Origin of the sequence: Pedobacter suwonensis, assembly GCF_044762335.1 — a bacterium.
In the GTDB taxonomy this organism is placed as follows: domain Bacteria; phylum Bacteroidota; class Bacteroidia; order Sphingobacteriales; family Sphingobacteriaceae; genus Pedobacter.
In genome coordinates this window covers 19,514-37,915 of record NZ_JBIWEB010000006.1, presented here as the reverse complement: position 1 = coordinate 37,915, position 18,402 = coordinate 19,514, and the positions used below count along the sequence as shown (strand labels likewise).

At 40.2% G+C, this 18,402-nt stretch carries 10 protein-coding genes; all 10 read right to left on the bottom strand.

The annotated features are described in order from the left end of the window. Nucleotides 1–24: 24 nt before the first annotated feature. The 10 genes from ACIQXP_RS11450 to ACIQXP_RS11405 all read right to left on the bottom strand — a co-directional run bounded on the left by ACIQXP_RS11450 (nt 25) and on the right by ACIQXP_RS11405 (nt 18,081). Complete coding sequence (locus tag ACIQXP_RS11450; RefSeq protein WP_293744624.1) at nt 25–696, bottom strand: basic secretory protein-like protein; 672 nt, start codon at nt 694–696, stop codon at nt 25–27. A gap of 427 nt (nt 697–1,123) precedes the next feature. After that, the gene (locus ACIQXP_RS11445) at nt 1,124–2,104 is read right to left on the bottom strand and encodes a basic secretory protein-like protein (protein ID WP_387503843.1); all 981 of its coding nucleotides are present in this window, start codon (nt 2,102–2,104) and stop codon (nt 1,124–1,126) included. A 60-nt stretch (nt 2,105–2,164) separates the two neighbouring features. Continuing rightward, the gene (locus tag ACIQXP_RS11440; RefSeq protein WP_387503842.1) at nt 2,165–3,136 is read right to left on the bottom strand and encodes a hypothetical protein; all 972 of its coding nucleotides are present in this window, start codon (nt 3,134–3,136) and stop codon (nt 2,165–2,167) included. Between the two features lie 59 nt (nt 3,137–3,195). Further along, nucleotides 3,196–5,022: a RagB/SusD family nutrient uptake outer membrane protein gene (locus ACIQXP_RS11435; RefSeq protein ID WP_387503841.1), complete on the bottom strand. Its 1,827-nt coding sequence runs from the start codon at nt 5,020–5,022 to the stop codon at nt 3,196–3,198. 10 nt (nt 5,023–5,032) lie between these two features. Beyond that, complete coding sequence (locus tag ACIQXP_RS11430; protein WP_387503840.1) at nt 5,033–8,236, bottom strand: SusC/RagA family TonB-linked outer membrane protein; 3,204 nt, start codon at nt 8,234–8,236, stop codon at nt 5,033–5,035. A 123-nt stretch (nt 8,237–8,359) separates the two neighbouring features. Next, on the bottom strand, nt 8,360–8,920 hold the full coding sequence (locus tag ACIQXP_RS11425; RefSeq protein WP_293744629.1) for a discoidin domain-containing protein: 561 nt from the start codon (nt 8,918–8,920) through the stop codon (nt 8,360–8,362). Between the two features lie 743 nt (nt 8,921–9,663). Then, nucleotides 9,664–10,539, bottom strand: a complete 876-nt coding sequence (locus ACIQXP_RS11420) for an ROK family protein (RefSeq protein ID WP_387503839.1) — start codon at nt 10,537–10,539, stop codon at nt 9,664–9,666. 66 nt (nt 10,540–10,605) lie between these two features. Beyond that, nucleotides 10,606–12,873 (bottom strand): GH92 family glycosyl hydrolase, encoded by a 2,268-nt coding sequence (locus ACIQXP_RS11415; protein WP_387503838.1) that lies wholly within the window; start codon nt 12,871–12,873, stop codon nt 10,606–10,608. A gap of 503 nt (nt 12,874–13,376) precedes the next feature. Beyond that, nucleotides 13,377–15,020, bottom strand: a complete 1,644-nt coding sequence (locus ACIQXP_RS11410) for a RagB/SusD family nutrient uptake outer membrane protein (protein ID WP_293744632.1) — start codon at nt 15,018–15,020, stop codon at nt 13,377–13,379. 10 nt (nt 15,021–15,030) lie between these two features. Next, nucleotides 15,031–18,081 (bottom strand): SusC/RagA family TonB-linked outer membrane protein, encoded by a 3,051-nt coding sequence (locus ACIQXP_RS11405; protein ID WP_293744633.1) that lies wholly within the window; start codon nt 18,079–18,081, stop codon nt 15,031–15,033. Nucleotides 18,082–18,402: the final 321 nt, after the last annotated feature.

The window sequence follows — 18,402 nt, the reverse complement described above, 5'->3', positions numbered from 1 at the left end:
TTTTTATATGCTTGTAATTATTTTTTAAACTTCAGAATTTTTAACATAATCTGCCCAAAGTGCATCTAAATCTTTACCTGTTAAGCTGGTCCAGATCTCTTTGGTGTAGGTATGGTCTCTTAAAGAAGCATCAACCGCTTTAATAGTGCCTGGCTTTACGCTTTTTTCGATCCATGCAAAAAATGCTGCGGTAATGCGGTAACTGTTTTTATAACTATGTTCTGGTTTTAAAGCAGGCAGCGACCATTTGGCACCCGCATTATCTACACCGAATTTGTAACGCGCATAATCTGCAATCCCTTCTGTTAACCATCCCGGGCCCACGCTTCGTCCGTAATCCTGCACAATGTGCATCACCTCATGGGTAACCACATCGATATCTTCGGGATGTTTGATCATCCACATCGAACTAAAAGTCACTTTACCATCGGCAGTTGCCGCAACACCTTTATAAGCCGTATCGACAAAAAACTTTACTTCTTTAATGGTAGAAGGATTGTATTCTTTAGCCAGCTTTGGATAAACTTCAAAAAATGTTTTGATCAAGCGTTTTTTTAATTGAGGGTCAAGTTCCCTGAAATTGCTTTCAAACGATAAGGTATAACCGTTTTTCTTAGTAATCTCCTGCGCTGTTGCCTGCAATGCTAAAGCAGATACCAGCATAACGAAAACCGAAAGAATTGATATTTTTTTCATGTATGGTGAATATTGGTGTTTTGGTTAGCGTTTAGTTCTGCAAATTAAATATTTTATGTAAAACGTTTTAGTAAATGATCAAAAATTTTACTTTAATGATGGTTATTTTTACAAAAGACTCTTTAAAAATTAAGTTTTACAGAAAAGTCAGGTTTATTTGCCTATTGACTTTAAACCTGACTTCTCCATAAAATAAACCCTGGCAGGAATCCAGGGATGAAAATGCGCTGAAAATTCGTAAGTTCCTGAAAAATGAAATGGGCTCGAGCATTAGCTGATTCCTCAACAAGTATAAATTTACTTTAAGAGAAATCCTCCCTTTCTTCCATGCTTAAGTTGATGACGGATTTTCCGTAAGTTATCCTCCCTTTTGTAGAAAAAGAATCTTAACCTTAATTTGTTCCGGTAGAGAAGAAAGCTTTAGGCCTTACTTTTTGCGACTATAAGTAAGGCTTACTTTTTGGGGTTCTTTACTATAATCTTCCCAAAGCTGATTTAAGTCTTTTCCGGTTAAAGCTGCCCAGGATTGTTCCGTATATTCATGAGCCCTTAGTTGCTGATCTAATGCAGCAACCAATCCTGGTTTAACATTTTGCTCTAACCAGGCGAAAAAGCGTGCAGTAATCCGATAACTGTTGGTATAATGTTGTTTTGCATTGAAGGCCGGCAAGCTCCATTTGGAGCCGACATTATCTACGCCATATTTATAGCGCACATAATCGGCAATACCTTCTGTTAGCCAAACCGGACCCGCGCTGTAGCCGTATCCCTGTACAATATGCATGGTTTCGTGCGTTACCACATCAATATCGGTTGGATGGGCTTTCATATAATTTGCGCTGAACAGAATCCTGTTACCACTGGCCTCAGCTACGGCTTTATAAGCCGTATCAACCACAAAAAGTACATCATGTGTAGATTTTTGGTTAAATGTTTTTACCAGTGTAGGGTAAATTTCAAAATAGGTAGAAATTAAGTTTTTCCTAACTGCTGGGTCGAGCTTAGGATCTTTGCTGATGAAAGTTAGTGTATATCCTTTGTGTTTTTCTTTACTGTATGATACCCAGTTTTTAGCCAATGCGGTGAAGAGTTCTTTCTCGATCTTCCTTTGCGATTTGTTTTTAACCCATTCGCTGTTTACTTTAATTTCGCCAGCTTTGGCATAAATTGTCGCCGTTTCATCAGTTACAAAATCCAGTATTACATTTCTTTTTGTTCTGTAGCCATCTGCCTGGGCAAAACCGGGATAAACATTTATAAAAGCGGCCTTTAGCTTGGCATCTAAAGCGGCATTAGTAGCGCTGTCCTTATCATTGATGACAATTTTATAGCCTCGCTCTCTGTTTTGGGCAGAAGCAAAAACCGCCGAGCATGATACTAATGCGAAGATTAAAAATTTCTTGATCATTTGTTTTATTGTGATAAATAGAACGATTCAGGCTGTTGCCCAATCTGTCCTGATTTTAGATTAATAAGTGATATTCGGAAAATCGGCTTTGGCTTTAGTTAACATTGGCGCCCAGTCGGCACCTTTTTCGTCTTTTGGTCCAAAGGCGGTTAATGCCAATGGTGCTAAATCGGCTTTGGCTGCACCGCTCCAAAAGTGGATGAATTCACCAAAATTCATTTTTCTGGTATATTGCTGATAGCTTTTGCCCTGTACCATAATATTCTGTTTTGGAAATTGTTGCGATAGGAGGGTAAAAAAGCCGTTCAATACCTTAGTTTTACCATAGTTTTCGTAAATCGGTAGAAACCAGTTTTTAAACCATTGTGTACCAGCCCTTGGATAACTGTCGGTTGTAGTCATCATTTTACTCATCCACCGTTGTGCATCGGCTGGTCTGTTTAAGCCTAAATACACATCGTACTGATAAATTTCCATCCATTTACTATCGTGCCAAATATCAAAAGCAGGCGACTCTTTTACTCCCTTCGATGCGCCTTCTACGATGTGGCCAATCTCATGGGTAGATAAGTCGATGTCGTTATCTACACCTGTAATCCAGGCATTTAAATCATTGGAACCGCAATCTGTAACATTACGGTAATTGTGGCCGGCATCAAGATAGGTACCCGGATGACCGCCTCCATATTTACCTGCGTGATAAATGACGAACAAGCGGCTGTCATCCCCAAACTTACCATAAACTTTTTTGGTATAATTCCAGGCATCAGCCATATAGGTTTTCGGCCAGGTAACAGCTGGCTTCACATCCCCGTCATAATAAACCACTACGCTGGTGTCATAACCTACACGGTTTAATAGTTGCACGTGTTCGAACCAATGTTCCTTCCAGGTTTTGGGCGGCGCATCAGGTGGGTCAACTGCTTCAACAAGTGGTGGTGCTGGTTTCGCCGCCTCTACAGGTTCCTTTTTGCTGTTGCAGGCCAGTAGTAAAACTACTGCAGTTGCTGATAATGTAAAAATATTTTTCATTGCGTGGCTATTGAGAGATGAAAAAAGCACCGGGTAAAGTACCCGATGCTATATTTGTTTTACCAACCTGTATTTTGTACAAGGAAAGGCACTTTTTGAATTTCGCCTGCTGGTATTGGCCATAAGTAGTGTTTCTTTTGGAAAACCCTATTTTCAGTTACTACAGGTGTGAAAAATCCAGGTGCATTTTGAGTAATATTTAAACCTCTGATCTGCGTATCGGTAGTTTCTGCAATTTTCCATTCCCTGGTATAGAAGTATCGGTCCAGTTCAAAAGCTAACTCTACACGTCGCTCTCTGCGGATGGCATCTTTCATATCTGCCGGGATGGGTAAACCACCACTTCCATAAACCGGAATACCTGCTCTGGTGCGAATCCTGTTTAAGTAAATCAAAATATCAGGATCAGACGGATTCGACTCTTGTAATGCCTCGATATAATCCAAATAAATTTCTGCCAGTCTGATTACGGTGAAAATTGATCTACCATTTGTCCAGCCCGCTACCGTTAAATGTTTTCTTGAGGTATAACCTGTTTTGGTATAGTCATTATTCGCAATAGCCGCTTTACCTGCATTACCGTTGAATTCAAAACTAGTGACGATATTAGATGAAGGATTAATCCATTTACGTCCACTATAAGTTATATCAGCATAAAAACGTGGTTCGCGGTTAACGTACATATTGCTAATCGTTCTCGAAACACCCTGGTCGTTTGGATCTGGTGCCTGAAAATTAGAAGTTCCGTTAGCGGTATAGCTTGGATCGTTCTCGATAGGTAAGCCGTTTGCAGTAAAAAAGGCATCCACCAACTGCTGAGATGGCGATAAGAAGGAACCGCCTTTATCACCCCCTGAGGCACCATTATGGTTTGGCGCTAAAGAATACTGGTAAAAAGTAACATCTCCCCCTCTACCGAAAATGATCTCAGAATTCCAGCCATTTAAAAATACATCCCTGGTAGCAATAAATGCCCGGTTAAAAGCTGTATTAGGTAAACCAGCCGGTGTTGCGGGTACTGAATACAGTGCGTAGTTAGAATAGTTAGGGTTGTTTAAAAAAGCCTTCGCTGCTGTAGCCAATCTGGTCCATTTTGCCACGCTATAAGTTTGATTGATCAACTGTTTGCCATCCTGATTTTTGAGATTGGCGTAATCCGTATTTCCGTTAAATAATGGACGGGCTGCGGTCAACAAAGCTTTAATTTTGTAAGCATCGGCTACTGAAGCCGTAATGTGACCATAATCTTCATTAGCCTGTGGTGTTGCAGGCAAACGAGAACTGGTGGCTTCGAGTTCACTCACGATGTAGTCAATACACTCATCCATTGAGTTACGGGGTTTACTAATGGCTTGCAGCGGCGCATCTGACGCAATTGGGTCATTACCCAATAATACAACAGGTCCGTACTGTCTAACGAGATGATAATAATAAATAGCCCTTAAAGCCCTTGCCTCATTGTAATAACGGTTTACGATATCGATACCGCCGATGTTACAATCTGTACACCTGCTCACATTTGCCATAAAAGAACTTGCCGCCTGTATACCACGGTAGTAACTTTGCCAATGGTAATTTACCTGACCGCTGGTAGCGTCCCAGGCACCAGAATTTACGTTTTCAGTAAAGTTTGGCAAAGTATAATCAGCCTCATCAGAAGCGGCTGTCCAAGGCCCGATATTTCCTGACCCGGAAGCCGAACGGTCTTGATTTTGATCTGGTAATGTAGAATAAACGTTAGCCAGTGCCAGATCAACAGTAGCTTTTTTCTCATACATCTGATCGAAAGTTAACCTGTCATCAGGTACCTGATTTAAAAATTTCTTACAGCCATAATTACCAATTACCAGTAATACACCAGCTGTATATATCAATATCTTTTTCATTCTTCTTATTTTAAAAATTAGCGGTTAAACCTAAAGAATAGTTAGAGGTTAACGGATACCGTGTACCGTTGTTGGTTAATAATTCAGGATCCCAAAGCTTAAATTTGCTGATGGTAAACACATTGTAGCCTGTAGCATATACCCTTAAACGTTTAACGCCAAGAGATTTGATTCCATTTTTTAATGTGTAACCTAAATCTGCATTTTTTAGCCTTAAGAAACTGATATCACGTTTCCACCAGGTACTCGATTGATAGTTATTGTTGTTGGTACCGCCATAAGATAATCGTGGATAAACGGCATCCTGGCGTGGGTTAGTTGTGGTCCAGCGATCGGCTGCTACGGCCAACATGTTACCTAAACCACCAGAATAGGCAAACGATGGAATGTTTAACAGAATGTCTGCATTATCCTGCCCCTGGAAGAATAAACCGAAGTCGAAGTTTTTGTAGGTTAAAGAGAAACCAAAACCATAGGTGGTACTTGGAACATCTCCCCTGCCAATAATGGTCTGGTCAAAAGAATCGATTTTACCATCACCGTTTAAATCTTTATACTTGATATCACCCGGCATCAAAGTACCAAACTGGGTTGGGCTCGCATTGATTTCTGCCTGGCTATCAAATAATTTTTCTGCAATGTAACCTACACGTGTCGCAGCTAAAACATTGTAACCGCGTTGCTCCATCCATGGGTATGGTTTTGGTGCCTGATCATTTTCGATTACCTTGTCTTTATTGAAAGTGAAGTTTGCCCTCAGATTAAGTGACCAATCTTTACCAAACTGCGCATCGTATTGTATAGTACCATCAATTCCTTTATTTTCTACAATACCCAGGTTACCAATTGGCGTATTGGCCAAACCGATGTAGTTTGGTACAGTTCCCCTCTGGATAAATTGATCTGTTCTTCTTTCTTTAAAGAAATCGACAATTAACGATAGGTTGTTATTGAACGTTTTTAACTCGAAGCCTAAATCCTGTTTGCGCGTTTCGGCCCAGGTAACATCTACTCCATAGGCAGTTACGCCTAAACCATTATACCCAATATTTCCGGTCTGGCCAAAAGTATAACCACTTGCGCCACCTACTTTTGTTAAGTAATAAAAACGGTCGCCTTCGGCACCAGCATAGCCCGAGCCACTGGCCCCACTACCCACAATACCATCAGAATAGCGGAATTTAACCATCTGAAAAGTGTTTTTAAGCGGCTCGAAAAATTTCTCGCTTGATAGTAACCATCCAATACCCAATGCAGGGAAGAAACCATAACGTTTATCAGGCGCAAAGTTTTCAGAACCATTATAGCCCATATTAAACTCAAAGAAATATTTATTGTCGTAAGCATAAGTGGCGCGACTGGCAACCCCTTGTAAACGATAAGGAAGAGATAACGTTAGGTTTCCGGCAAATGGCGTACTGTTATCGTTTTGGTTATATAATAATAAACCCGAAATAGCATGTTTACCAAAGGTACGGTTATAATTGATTGCCGCCTCGAAATACATTTTTTTGTCACCGCCATTGCTGATCCCATAATTTAGGAAATCCTGTCCCTGGAGTACCAATCCGTATTTGTAACCCGATGCAGGGTTATTTGCCACGATATAAGGATCGTTAGGGTTGATCCTGTAAATGGTTTCCCTTTTAGTTCTCGCTATCGCGTTGTTGTTGTTCACATCAAATGAGAACATAGAAGTTACCGACAAACCCGGGGTCAATTCTTTTAAATCCTGTGTCAAACGTAAATTTGAATATAATTGGTTGCTGTATCCTGTTCTATATCCATTTCTGGTCACATCGCCATAAGGATTACGTTGATCGGCCTGTGGACTGATACCAGGTAAACTTCCATTTGGATAAAGTACCGGGAATGAAGTTGGATTGATCAAAAAAGCCTGACTGAAGATATCTTGGGCGCCGAGATTACTCGGAAAATTGCTCTGCGACAGAATCCCTTTAATACCCAAATCCAGTTTGGTGGTACCTGTAATATCCCAATTTAAGTTTGTGCTCACATTGTAGCGACTAAAGCTTTGTTTAACAGCAGAATTTACCGCTTCGTCTGTTTTAAACAAACCATCCTCACCATAATAACCTAATGAAACGTAATATTTAGCATTACTAACACCACCCGATAGGTTGGCTGTTCCTGACCTGTTATGGCCAAAATCGTTATAAATGGCGTCAAACCAATTTACGTTTGGATAAAGGACCGGATCGGTACCTGCAGCTGTTTTTTGGATGGCATCTATAGAATATGCCGGTGTAAATGCACCTGCTGCCCCACCGCGTAGATAGTCAGAATATTTCGCCTCGTTGGCTAAGTTCATATAATCTACACCGTCAATCAGTTTCGGCCTTTTAGTAAATCGGCTCACCCCCTCATAATACTCGACATTAATTCTTGGGGTACCAATTTTACCTTGTTTGGTGTTGATAAGAATTACGCCGTTTGCACCACGGATACCATATACTGCTGTTGCTGCAGCATCTTTAAGTACAGTAAAATTCTCCACATCATATACACTGATATCGTTTAGGTTACGGTTAGGTACACCATCAATAATAATAAGCGGTCCCCTGTCTCCAGAGTTAAGTGACGATATACCTCGGATAAAAATATCTGATCCGGTTGCACCTGGTTCACCATTCCGGGAAACGTTAACCACTCCGGGGATACGGCCTGCCAATAACTGGCTCATACTGGAAACCGGTTGCTTTAATTCGTCAGCTTTTACTGATGATTGTGCGCCAACCAAACTTTCCTTTTTCTGCGTACCGAAACCCACAATGGCTACCTCTTGTAAATTGGCGCCAACAGTTTCCTTTAAACGGATATCCAATACGGTTTGTGTACCCACGGTGATCTCTTTCGAGTCGTAACCAACATATGTAATGATCAAAACAGCATTCTGATCAGGAACGGTAATGGTAAATGCTCCATTTACGTCTGCAGCAGCACTTGTGGAACTTCCTTTAACTTTAACCCCTGCACCTGGCAATGGCGCACCGGTTTCATCTTTAATGATACCGCGGATTACAATATCAGCCTTGGTTTGATTCACCGCAGCCGAACTGTTTATATTAATGGCCGAAGCGCTGGCATTTGCACAAAAACCACTGCTTAAGGCCAATGCAAAAGCGATAGCTCTAAAAGCACAATGTTTAAGCCTGAGCCTGGCCCCAGTTAAATTTGTATTTTTCTTCATCATAAAATTAATTTGTTGTAAACAGATTACTGTTATTGGTCTATTGATCAGTTGAAATGGATTCTCAGGTCTACCGCTTAGGCCGGTAGAAGATATTGGTGTGTCTTATTTCAAAGGCCGGGCAAATTACTGTTGCTCTTCAGGCACTTCAATTACACGCCACTCGGATAACTGGAATAAAGAACCGCCATTATTCGCCGTAATACTTAGCCTGTAAAATTTATACAGCACTTTGTTTTTAAAATTGTATGTTTTAGTCGTGTTACGGCCCGAAAATGTCTCGCCAGTCCGGGTATCCAAGTCTACCCAGGTATTTCCATCTGTAGAACCGCTTAATTTCCAGTTTTTCGGATCCCGGTCTGGCGCATCATTGCCTGAAGTTAAAGTGTAAGATGCTACCTGCTGAACTGAAGGGAAAGCTAACTGCAGGTAAAGGCTCGATTGATAAGGATTGATCAGAAATTTTGAATTGATATCATTATCAACCACTTTTAAAGATCCTTCAGCGCCTGAAGCACCGCCCGAATTTTCGACATTAACCGAAAGTACCGCCTTTGCGGTTACATCTACCTTTGCTTTCCAGGTAAAAAGATCCACTGCCGGGTATTCTTCTTTACCGCATCCAAGAATTAAAGCTAGGGCAAAGCAGAGCCCAACAGCTTTCCTGGTCATTTTTAAAAGATTCATAATAGTTTGATTATAGTTTGTTATTTATTAAAATGTGCTATATGTATTTGATTGATCAGGAATTAACCGGTTTTAAAAAAAGGTAAATGATCAGCTGTTCAGCAATCTTTTAATCGTGGCACATACCCGTGTAAATTGACTGGTATTAATTATAAATGGCATATTTTGGCCACAGGATTCAGGTTGCTTTAAGCATCAGCCTCTTTCTGTTACGAATAAAAACTAATACTGCCTATAGCCATAAGCTGGTTTAATGAGTTTTTTGGTCATGATGAGTAATGGTTTGGTTGGTTGGTTAAGCGGTAGAATTTGACGTATCAGCATGTAAAATTTATCTCATTTAGGCTCCTCCTTATTTTTAATGAATAAATAATTATTTCAACTAAACTAAAACGTTTTAGTGTTTGAGCATTAAAAAAAAGCCCCAATCTGGCAGATCAACACTTTGTTTTTCCTGGTCCTTACTACAATGCATAACAATTCAATACTAAAACGTTTTATTAAACAATAATAAGCATATTCTCAATAAATTAAAAAATTATTTATTTTTTTCGGAAACTTATTGGGAGCGGTTATTTAACTGAGACAATTGGAAAATTACCGTTATAAACAAATATCTTTTTTAAGATATTGTTTTCTTTAAAACAGGAATAAAGGAAAATTGAATTTAACTACAGAATTAGCATTAAAATCTAATCCTGTAGTCTAAAACAAGCATAGGACCGTGTAGAATCCAAAAAATATCAGGTTAAGCTTAAATCGCAGCAACTTGCAGCACCAATTAATGCCGCATGTTCTTTCAGTTCTGAAATTTTGATTTCAGCATCTATACTATTACCCTTAAGCGTGGCCGTCAATTCGGGCGCAAATGCACTAAAAGACTGTGCAATGTTCCCCCCAACAATTACGGTATTTATTTTGTACGTCCTGATCACAGGGATCAGGAACTGGGCCAGGTTATAGCCAAATTCCATAAATACCATTGTTGCAAAATGATTACTTTCTACCATTCCCACCAGTTCTTTAACACCTTCTACCTCTTCACCGCTCAATTGCTTAAAACGTTTTACGAACCAGCGCGTAGATAGGTAGTCTTCAGCAATTCCATCCAAAAAAGGAGAATTCCATAAGTCTGCATCATAGGCCTTATCATTTAAACAAAGTGAAGATCCGAGTCCGGTTCCCAGGGTCAGGCCCAATACGTTCACATTTCCTTTGGCAGCCCCCGCAAAAACCTCTCCCTGTAAAAAACCGGCCGCATCATTTATAAAATGGATATTTTCCAGGGCAATGTCCAATCTTTTAGCAAGTTCTTCTTTCACATTAACCTGATAAAGCGATTTAAACTTATCCTGGTCTTTGATCAAGGAGATTCCCTCTTTATAATTAAAGGGTCCCGGCATGGCTATGCCTACATTCCTGCTGCCATTTTTTATTTCCTGGAAAGCTTTATTGATAATATCGCACCAGGCCGACAAAATCACTTCCTTATTCTCCTGTGAATTCACAGGGCTACGCTTGATAGAATTTTCCATTAAGGTTCTAGTTTCCAAATCTACCAATGCGGCTGTAATATGCGAGCCGCCAATATCTACACCTAATGCAACAGGCTTTTCCATTCTATATATATTTCTGTTCTCTTCTTTGTCAATTTAACTAATTCGGCAAAAGTAGTCATTCATTATCTATTTACTAATCGAAAATGGCTTATCTTCTTCTAATAACCCTCTATTTAACGCCGGTTTATTACTCATCTCCAATTTTAACACACCGCCTCTTAGTAAATCACTATGATTTAAGTAATTTTTGGTGTAATTTTCACCATTTAAGCTCGCCGATTTTATATAAACACGATTAACATCGTTTGCCGGTGCTTCAATGATAAATTTTTTACCGTTTTCCAAATGAATAGTTGTTTTTTTGAATACCGGGCTGCCTAAAACATATTCACCGGATCCAGGGGTTACACTATAAAAGCCTAAAGCGCTTAATACGTACCATGAAGAGGTTTGCCCCTGGTCTTCATCTCCCGGATAACCGTTTTCTGTAGCATCATAAAGTTTACGCATCACCTCACGGGCATGAAATTGTGCTTTCCAGGGTTGATTGGCATAGTTGTATAAATAAACCATATGCTGTATGGGCTGGTTGCCATGTGCATATTGGCCCATATTGGCCATAACCATTTCAGTCATCTCGTGGATCATCCCGCCATAAGAGCCTACATTAACGGTATTGGGCTCGCTGAAAACAGAATCCAGCTTCGAAACAAACTGTTTGTTGCCGCCCATCAGGTTAATTAAACCTTTGGTATCCTGGAAAACCGACCATTGCCAATGCCATGCATTTCCTTCAGTAAACGGACCTCCCCATTCGGTTGGATCGAAATTTGGTGACCATTTGCCCTCCGCATTTTTTCCCCGCATAAAACGTGTAGAAGGATCGTAAACATTTTTATAGTTAAACATGGGTTTCTCAAAAACCTCCATGTAATGTTTATCGCCGGTCATTTTGGCTAAGGCATAGGCACAATAATCATCGTAGGCATACTCCAGTGTTTTGGCGGTAGCTTCTCTGTATTTTGGATAAGGAACATATCCCAATTGGTTATACTCGGTTACCCCATCTCTGCCATTAGCCGGACCCCATGGCCCCTTGTTCATGGCTTCATGGTAATAGGCTGCCAAAGCCTTTTTAGGATCAAATGTCCTGATCCCTTTTGCCCAGGCATCGGCAAACAGTGAAATGGCATGGTTACCGATCATACTCCCGGCTTCACTGGGAAAAGACCAGGAGGGCAGCCAACCGCATTGCGCGTAGGCATCGAGCATGGCTTGCATATAACGGCCGTGCATTTCTGGTTGTACCAAGGTATTTAGCGGAAACTGGGCGCGGAAAGTATCCCAAAAACCAGTATCGGTAAACATGTAACCATCATGCACTTTACCATCGTACGGACTAAAATAATAAGGTTTGCCGGCTTCGTTAATTTCATAAAATTTCCTGGAAAACAAACTTGCCCTGAAAAAGCAAGAATAAAAAGTTTCCATGTCTGCCTTGGATCCCCCTTCTACTTCTATCTTACCCAGCGATTTATTCCAAACTGCCGCTGCACGGGCTTTTGTATCTTCAAGCGTTTTATCATTCCCCAGTTCTCTTTTTAAATTGAGTTCTGCCTGTTTTAAACTGATGTAAGAAGAAGCTGTTTTTACCTGAACTTTTACACCCGGTTCAAACTCTACAAAGGCGCCCTTACCAAAGCCTTCTGCAGAAACAGAATCTTTTGAAATGGTATTCCGTTTATTTTCCCAGGTACCATAAGCTTTAATGGGCTGATCAAACTGAATGACAAAATAACTTTTCCAGCCTTTCTTAAAGCCTTCACCATTGTTTACCCAACCGGTTATCTTGTTTTCTTTTGGCGAAATCTGAACGCCGCTGAGTCTGGTATAGCCGTCTAAAATCAAAAAGCTTCTTTTGCTTTTTGGGTAACTGAACCTAAGGTGTGCACCTCGCTCCGATGGTGAAATTTCGGTGGTGATATCGTTTTCAAATCTTACCTTGTAATAGTTTGGCTTTGCAACCTCATTCTGGTGACTAAATTTAGCTTCGCGTTTATCTTCGTTTACCTCCAGTTCATCAACCACGGGCATTAAAGAGAATACCGCATAGTCTCTTGTCCATGAGCTGCACTGGTGCGCCTGCTGAAAGCCCCTTATTTTATCTTTAAAGTATTGGTACTTCCAGCCATCGCCATTTTTACCGGTTTGGGGGGTCCAGGTATGCATGCCAAATGGCAATGCCGTTGTTGGGTAGGTGTTGCCCCGTGTAAGCTCATGTTTAGAATTGGTGCCCTGCAGGGTGTTTACATATTGAACCCAGTTTTTCTGCTGCGCCGATAAACCTTTGGTAACGAGGCAGCATAAAATGGATATAATTAATTTAAATTTCATTTTGTGTTTGGTTTTTCGCCTGAGCAATCAATCTTTATATAGCTTACCTTTCTTAAAGCTTTTGTACTAACCATAATCAGCCAGGGAAATTAAATAAGCATGATGCTCAATTAATTGGATAAGCAAGCGCCATTGTTTTTGGGTTTTATACTTAAACCGGCAAGATTTTAACTAAAGGAAGATATACTCATAACTATACTTGGTTTTTGCGTATGTAAATCGTTTTATCTTATAATACGAAACAGTTACCAAATCCTCAGAAGATAGAAAAACCTTTAATTATCTCCGGTTTAATCGATTAGACTTGTTTGGTGTTTAGTAAAAAGTAAAACGTTTTACCAAGCCAATATTAATAAAAAAATATAAAGCTTTTACTTTCAGTAATGTAATATATATATGACAATTAATAAGTCAAGAAACAATAGCTGTTACTACCCATGCAAACGAAAAAGCCGCATCATAGCTTGAGTTATGATGCGGCTTTTTTTAACCTAAATTATTTATTAATTGTATCCTGGGTTCTGTTTCAGGTTGGTATTAAGCGTTAACTGCCTTAAAGGAATTGGATAAAGTGCTTTGGTAGCGGTTGATGGTGTATGATCCCACCAGCTGGCTGATGTAAATTTACCAAAGCGGATCAGATCATCTCTTCTCATGCCTTCAAAAATAAATTCTCTTCCCCTTTCAGCCAGGAGCTCATCCAAAGTTAAAGTGGTTGTGGTATAAGCACGGCTGGCAAAATTTGCCTCTGTAAATGCCCGTTTTTTGCAATCGTTTATCAACTGAACAGCTTCTGCTGTGGCCACTCCTCCGTTCTTACGCATAATCGCCTCTGCTTTGGCAAAGTATATCATGGTTAAACGATAGATATTCCAATCGCCGTTGTTGTAGTTTACATCCACCGCAGGCACCCCACCAGGGCCTGGAAACTGGTTACCTAACTTGTATTTGTTAAAACGTACACCCGAGTTTTCTTCACCTTCGCTCATGTTACTCACTGTTGAGCCTGTTTTGTTTTTCCTGATATTATCAACAAACACCAGTTGTGATCCATTGTATTCCTCAGATGCCAGAACCGGTTTGGTTGGGTCAACGAACTGAAACATTGGTCCTTCCAAAAGCCATTCTCTTTTTCTCAGGTCGGCATCTTCATAGGTGGTAAAAACACCAGGAACCACAACAATTCCGTCGTTACCGTTTCTACCGCCACCATAAATCTGCTGTTGTTTAAAGTGATAGAATTCAGCAGGCCATGAGGGTTGGAAATTAGCTATTGAATAATTGTAAGCAATAGAGAAAATGGCCTCTTTAGACAAATCATTGGTTGTTTTAAACTGATCTGTAATGTTAGGATCAAGCGCCATTACACCGTTTTGTGCACCTGCTTCGCCTGATATTATCTTATTTGCGGCAGCAATACAATCGTCCCAACGTGGGGTTCCTGTCCATACCTCGGCATTTAAATAAAGTTCTACCAACATGGCGTAACCCGCAGCCTGGCTTATTCTGCCCACCATTGCCCGCGATAGTTTTGGTGCTTTATCGATATTGTTTTTGATTTCCGATTCAATAAAGTTAAACACCTCTTTTCTTGGCATGGTTTCCGGCCTTTCCGGAATCCCAACTTTAGTTACTACAGGGATGTTACCAAACAGATCCATTAATTTAAGATAATGGAAAGCCCTTAGAAGTTTCAATTCTGCAATATAGGCATCTTTCTCTGCCTGTGTAATCCCCATCTGCCCGATATCTCTTTTTTCGATATTCTCGATAGGATCGTTACATAATCCCATACCCCAGTTCATCAATACCCACGCCTGGTTAAGCCCGCCTTCATCCACGGTCCAGCTGTGGTAATGTAATCTTTTCCATTTACCACCGTCTTCCCCATGGCGGCCTTTGGTAGGCCAGGCCAGTTGATCGCCTGATAATTCAGCTAAGCGCCACCAGCCATCCTGCCCTGATGGGGTAACCCATGCATTGGCATGGGTGTAGGGCCTCAACACAGCCGATAAAACTTCTGTTTTATTATTATAGAAATTGTCAGTTAATAGCTGACTGTATGCGTTTTCATCAAGTTTGGTACAAGCGCCTGTAATGCTTAATACGCCGGCAAGTACACCATATATAATTGATTTATTTTTCATTTTTTATTTATTAGAATCCAACATTTAATCCGATTACAAATGATCTGGTACTTGGGTATGGACCTCTGGTATCAATACCTAAGCTTTTACCTTCAATTTCATTACCGATACCATTATCCTGTATAAAGTCCGGGTCGTTTCCGGTATAGCCGGTAATGGTTCCAAGGTTTTGGCCGGTGGCATAAAGGCGCAGCTTGCGGATATACTTATTCTTAAATTTAAAATTGTAGCCTAAGGTAACCTCATCCAGTTTCACAAAACTTCCGCTTTCTAAATAGTAATCAGAAAACATATAGGTATCGTTAATGTCTTTATATTTATCAAAAGTACTACTCAATAAATTGCCAGACCACGTTCTGTTTGCGTAGGTTAATGCAGTTGTATTTAAGACATCAAAATCGAATTTACCTCTTAAAAAGATACGGAGGTCGAAATTTTTATAAGTAAAACTGTTCGTCCACGAAGCATAATATTTAGGAACCGCGTTACCGATAACAGCTAAATCTGATTGATTCAAATCATTACGTGAGGTATTGATCTGGCCATTTAAAACCTTTTCGCCGTTTCTGTTATAAAACAACCATTTACCTTCCGGGGTAAAACCGGCAAACCTTTTACCAAAAAACTCGCCCACTTTACCACCTTCAAACAAGGTGAAAGCATCACCTAAATCTCCTGCGCCGCCAATTCCACCACGGGTGATGAATTTAACTTTAAATACGTCGTTCGAGTAGCTGTCCAACCTGTTGCTTAAGGTACTGGCTGTAGCATCCATATTCCAGCTAAAATCGCTATTTTTAATCACCAGGTAACTTAAACCCAACTCAATACCTTTCGATGAGATCTGTCCAACGTTGGTTTGCAGGTTATCGCGTACATATGGTGGCTGAGGGGTGGTATAGCTATCTAAAAGATCTTTAGTAGTTCTTTTAAATACATCAATCGAACCGGTTAAACGGCTGTTAAGCAAGGTAAAATCCAAACCAATGTTGGCCTCCTGCTTACGCTCCCATCTTAAATTCGGATTTGGGTTACGGTCAGGACCATAGGTTTCATAATAATTACCATCAGGGTATAAATACCTTCCGCCTCCACCAAGCGTAACACGCGATAAGTTATTGTCTGTAGGCGCATTACCGGTAACACCATAACCAGCCCTTAATTTCAGGTAGTTTACAAAAGGAATATTTTTCATAAAACTTTCTTCGGTAATATTCCATCCGGCAGAAACAGCCGGAAAATTACCCCATTTGTAGTTTGCCCCAAATTTTGATGAACCTTCTCTTCTCAAGATAAACTGAACCAGGTATTTGTTATCAAAAGCATAGTTTACCCTACCAAAGAATGCGATAAGCGTATTATCATTTTTATTACTAGACATGGTTGCTTTACCAACGCCTAATGCTGCTCCCTGCGACATGTTATCTTCATGAAAAAGATCGTTGATGAAGCCACGGTTAGACATATTAGAATTTTCTTCCATGTAATAACGGTAGCTGTAACCTGCCAATGCGGTAATGTTATGCTTCTGTGCAAATGTATTGGTATAATTTAAAGTAGGTTCAACTGCGTAAGCCTGCGAAAGGAAATTGCCTCTGTAAGCATAACCACCGTTCGGGAAATCGGTATTTTCAACAGAGTTTTCACTGGCCTTTAAGCGGTACTGGCCGTCCAGGTACGAATTCCTCACTACCGAACCAAAAATAGAGGCCTTTAAGCCTTTAACAATATCCAAATCAGCCTTTACATCACCAGATGTGGTTTGTTGTTTTCTGTAACTTGTTTCCTGAAATAAACGGGCATATTCGTTGGTACTGGTTAAATCAAAGCGATAAGAACCGTCAGGATTAAAGTTAGAAAGTGTAGGATTTTTAGCCGATTCACTTTCCCAGCCGCCACCGCCCAACAAGTTGGCCTTGTTAAAATTGGTAACCAAATTCATCTGGATGTTTAAACGGTCATCCAATCCCCGCTGGTTTACATTTAACCTCAAAGTATATTCTTCTCTGCCATTTTGTTTAGCAATACCTTCCAGGTTACGGTAGTTTAAACTGGCCCTGTAGTTTGTCTTTTCCGTTCCGCCGCTAAACGAAAGGTTATGGTTTTGAGAAAGGTTATCGTGGTTGATCAGGTCATTATAAAAATCGGTTGAATTGCCAAAATCCTGTTGTTTGATCTGCCCTGAGGCTATTTTTTGGCGATATTCATCTGCGGTTAAATAATCAGGACGGTTTTGAAGATACTCCTTCCTTAAATAACTTGAATATTCGAACACACCTGGTCCTGCCTTACCTTTTTTAGTGGTAATTAAAATTACACCTGCATTGGCACTTGTACCATAAATAGCCGCACCCGAACCATCTTTTAACACATCAATCGACGCAATATCGTCCTGTTGCAATAAATCGGGGTTACCACCGGGTATACCGTCAATTACAAATAAAGGGCTCCGGCTTCCGGTTACGGTAACAGATCCCCTCAATTGTACCGATACACCACTATTTGGATTACTACCGCCTGGTCTGGTTAAACTCAAACCGGCAATTTTACCCTGGATAAGATCTAAAGGGTTTCTTGAACCACTTTGTCTAAAATCTTCAACACCGGCATGGCCTACTGCAGAAGTAACTTCTTTAATTCCCTGTGTACCATAACCAACAGCTACAACGGTTACTTCTTTTAAGTTTGTATTTTTAGCGACTGCTAGTTTTACATTAATTACTGACGATTGGCCAACCGTGATATCCTGCGTATCGTAACCAATGTAAGAGAAACGGAGCACTTGCCCTTCACTGGCTTCAATAGAAAATTTTCCGTTACCATCAGTTACGGTTGATTTACCGGTGGACTGATTTTTTATACCGGCACCTGGCACCGGCAAACCACTGTCATCCACTACCGTTCCGGTAACATTTTTTTGAACCAGACGCCCCTCACTTCGCATATGCTCATTCAAGAACCCCCGTGTGCTTTTCCACTCCGAATTCATTGAAAATGCAGGACTATTCAGCAATACAATTGCAGCCGACAGCCCTGTAATTTTAAGTAAATTAATTTTCATCAACGGTTTTGTTAAATTATTATAAAAGATTAGTTATTTTTTTTCCTGGTAATGGTTTATCTGGGTTAAAATGACCGGGCGAAACAAATTGCCGGACATTTTAGGGTGTAATCTGATTTAAGGTTTTGGATTTGGTGACGACATAAACGAATGAAACAAGCACTGCTACTTTCTAGCTTCGGTAAAGCCGGTTAAAATTTTATAAGGAGCTGCTGTAATTTTCATGAAAATTTAATTGGTTAGCCTAAAACGATTTAGCACACCAATAATAAGAATTATTAATTGAAATAAAACGATTTAGTATGTAAAAAAAATATTACA

Excerpts from the sequence above, each read along its gene's own strand:
- ACIQXP_RS11450 (WP_293744624.1), bottom strand. The coding sequence starts at position 696 with ATGAAAAAAATATCAATTCTTTCGGTTTTCGTTATGCTGGTATCTGCT.
- ACIQXP_RS11445 (WP_387503843.1), bottom strand. The coding sequence starts at position 2,104 with ATGATCAAGAAATTTTTAATCTTCGCATTAGTATCATGCTCGGCGGTT.
- ACIQXP_RS11440 (WP_387503842.1), bottom strand. The coding sequence starts at position 3,136 with ATGAAAAATATTTTTACATTATCAGCAACTGCAGTAGTTTTACTACTG.
- ACIQXP_RS11435 (WP_387503841.1), bottom strand. The coding sequence starts at position 5,022 with ATGAAAAAGATATTGATATATACAGCTGGTGTATTACTGGTAATTGGT.
- ACIQXP_RS11430 (WP_387503840.1), bottom strand. The coding sequence starts at position 8,236 with ATGATGAAGAAAAATACAAATTTAACTGGGGCCAGGCTCAGGCTTAAA.
- ACIQXP_RS11425 (WP_293744629.1), bottom strand. The coding sequence starts at position 8,920 with ATGAATCTTTTAAAAATGACCAGGAAAGCTGTTGGGCTCTGCTTTGCC.
- ACIQXP_RS11420 (WP_387503839.1), bottom strand. The coding sequence starts at position 10,539 with ATGGAAAAGCCTGTTGCATTAGGTGTAGATATTGGCGGCTCGCATATT.
- ACIQXP_RS11415 (WP_387503838.1), bottom strand. The coding sequence starts at position 12,873 with ATGAAATTTAAATTAATTATATCCATTTTATGCTGCCTCGTTACCAAA.
- ACIQXP_RS11410 (WP_293744632.1), bottom strand. The coding sequence starts at position 15,020 with ATGAAAAATAAATCAATTATATATGGTGTACTTGCCGGCGTATTAAGC.
- ACIQXP_RS11405 (WP_293744633.1), bottom strand. The coding sequence starts at position 18,081 with ATGAAAATTAATTTACTTAAAATTACAGGGCTGTCGGCTGCAATTGTA.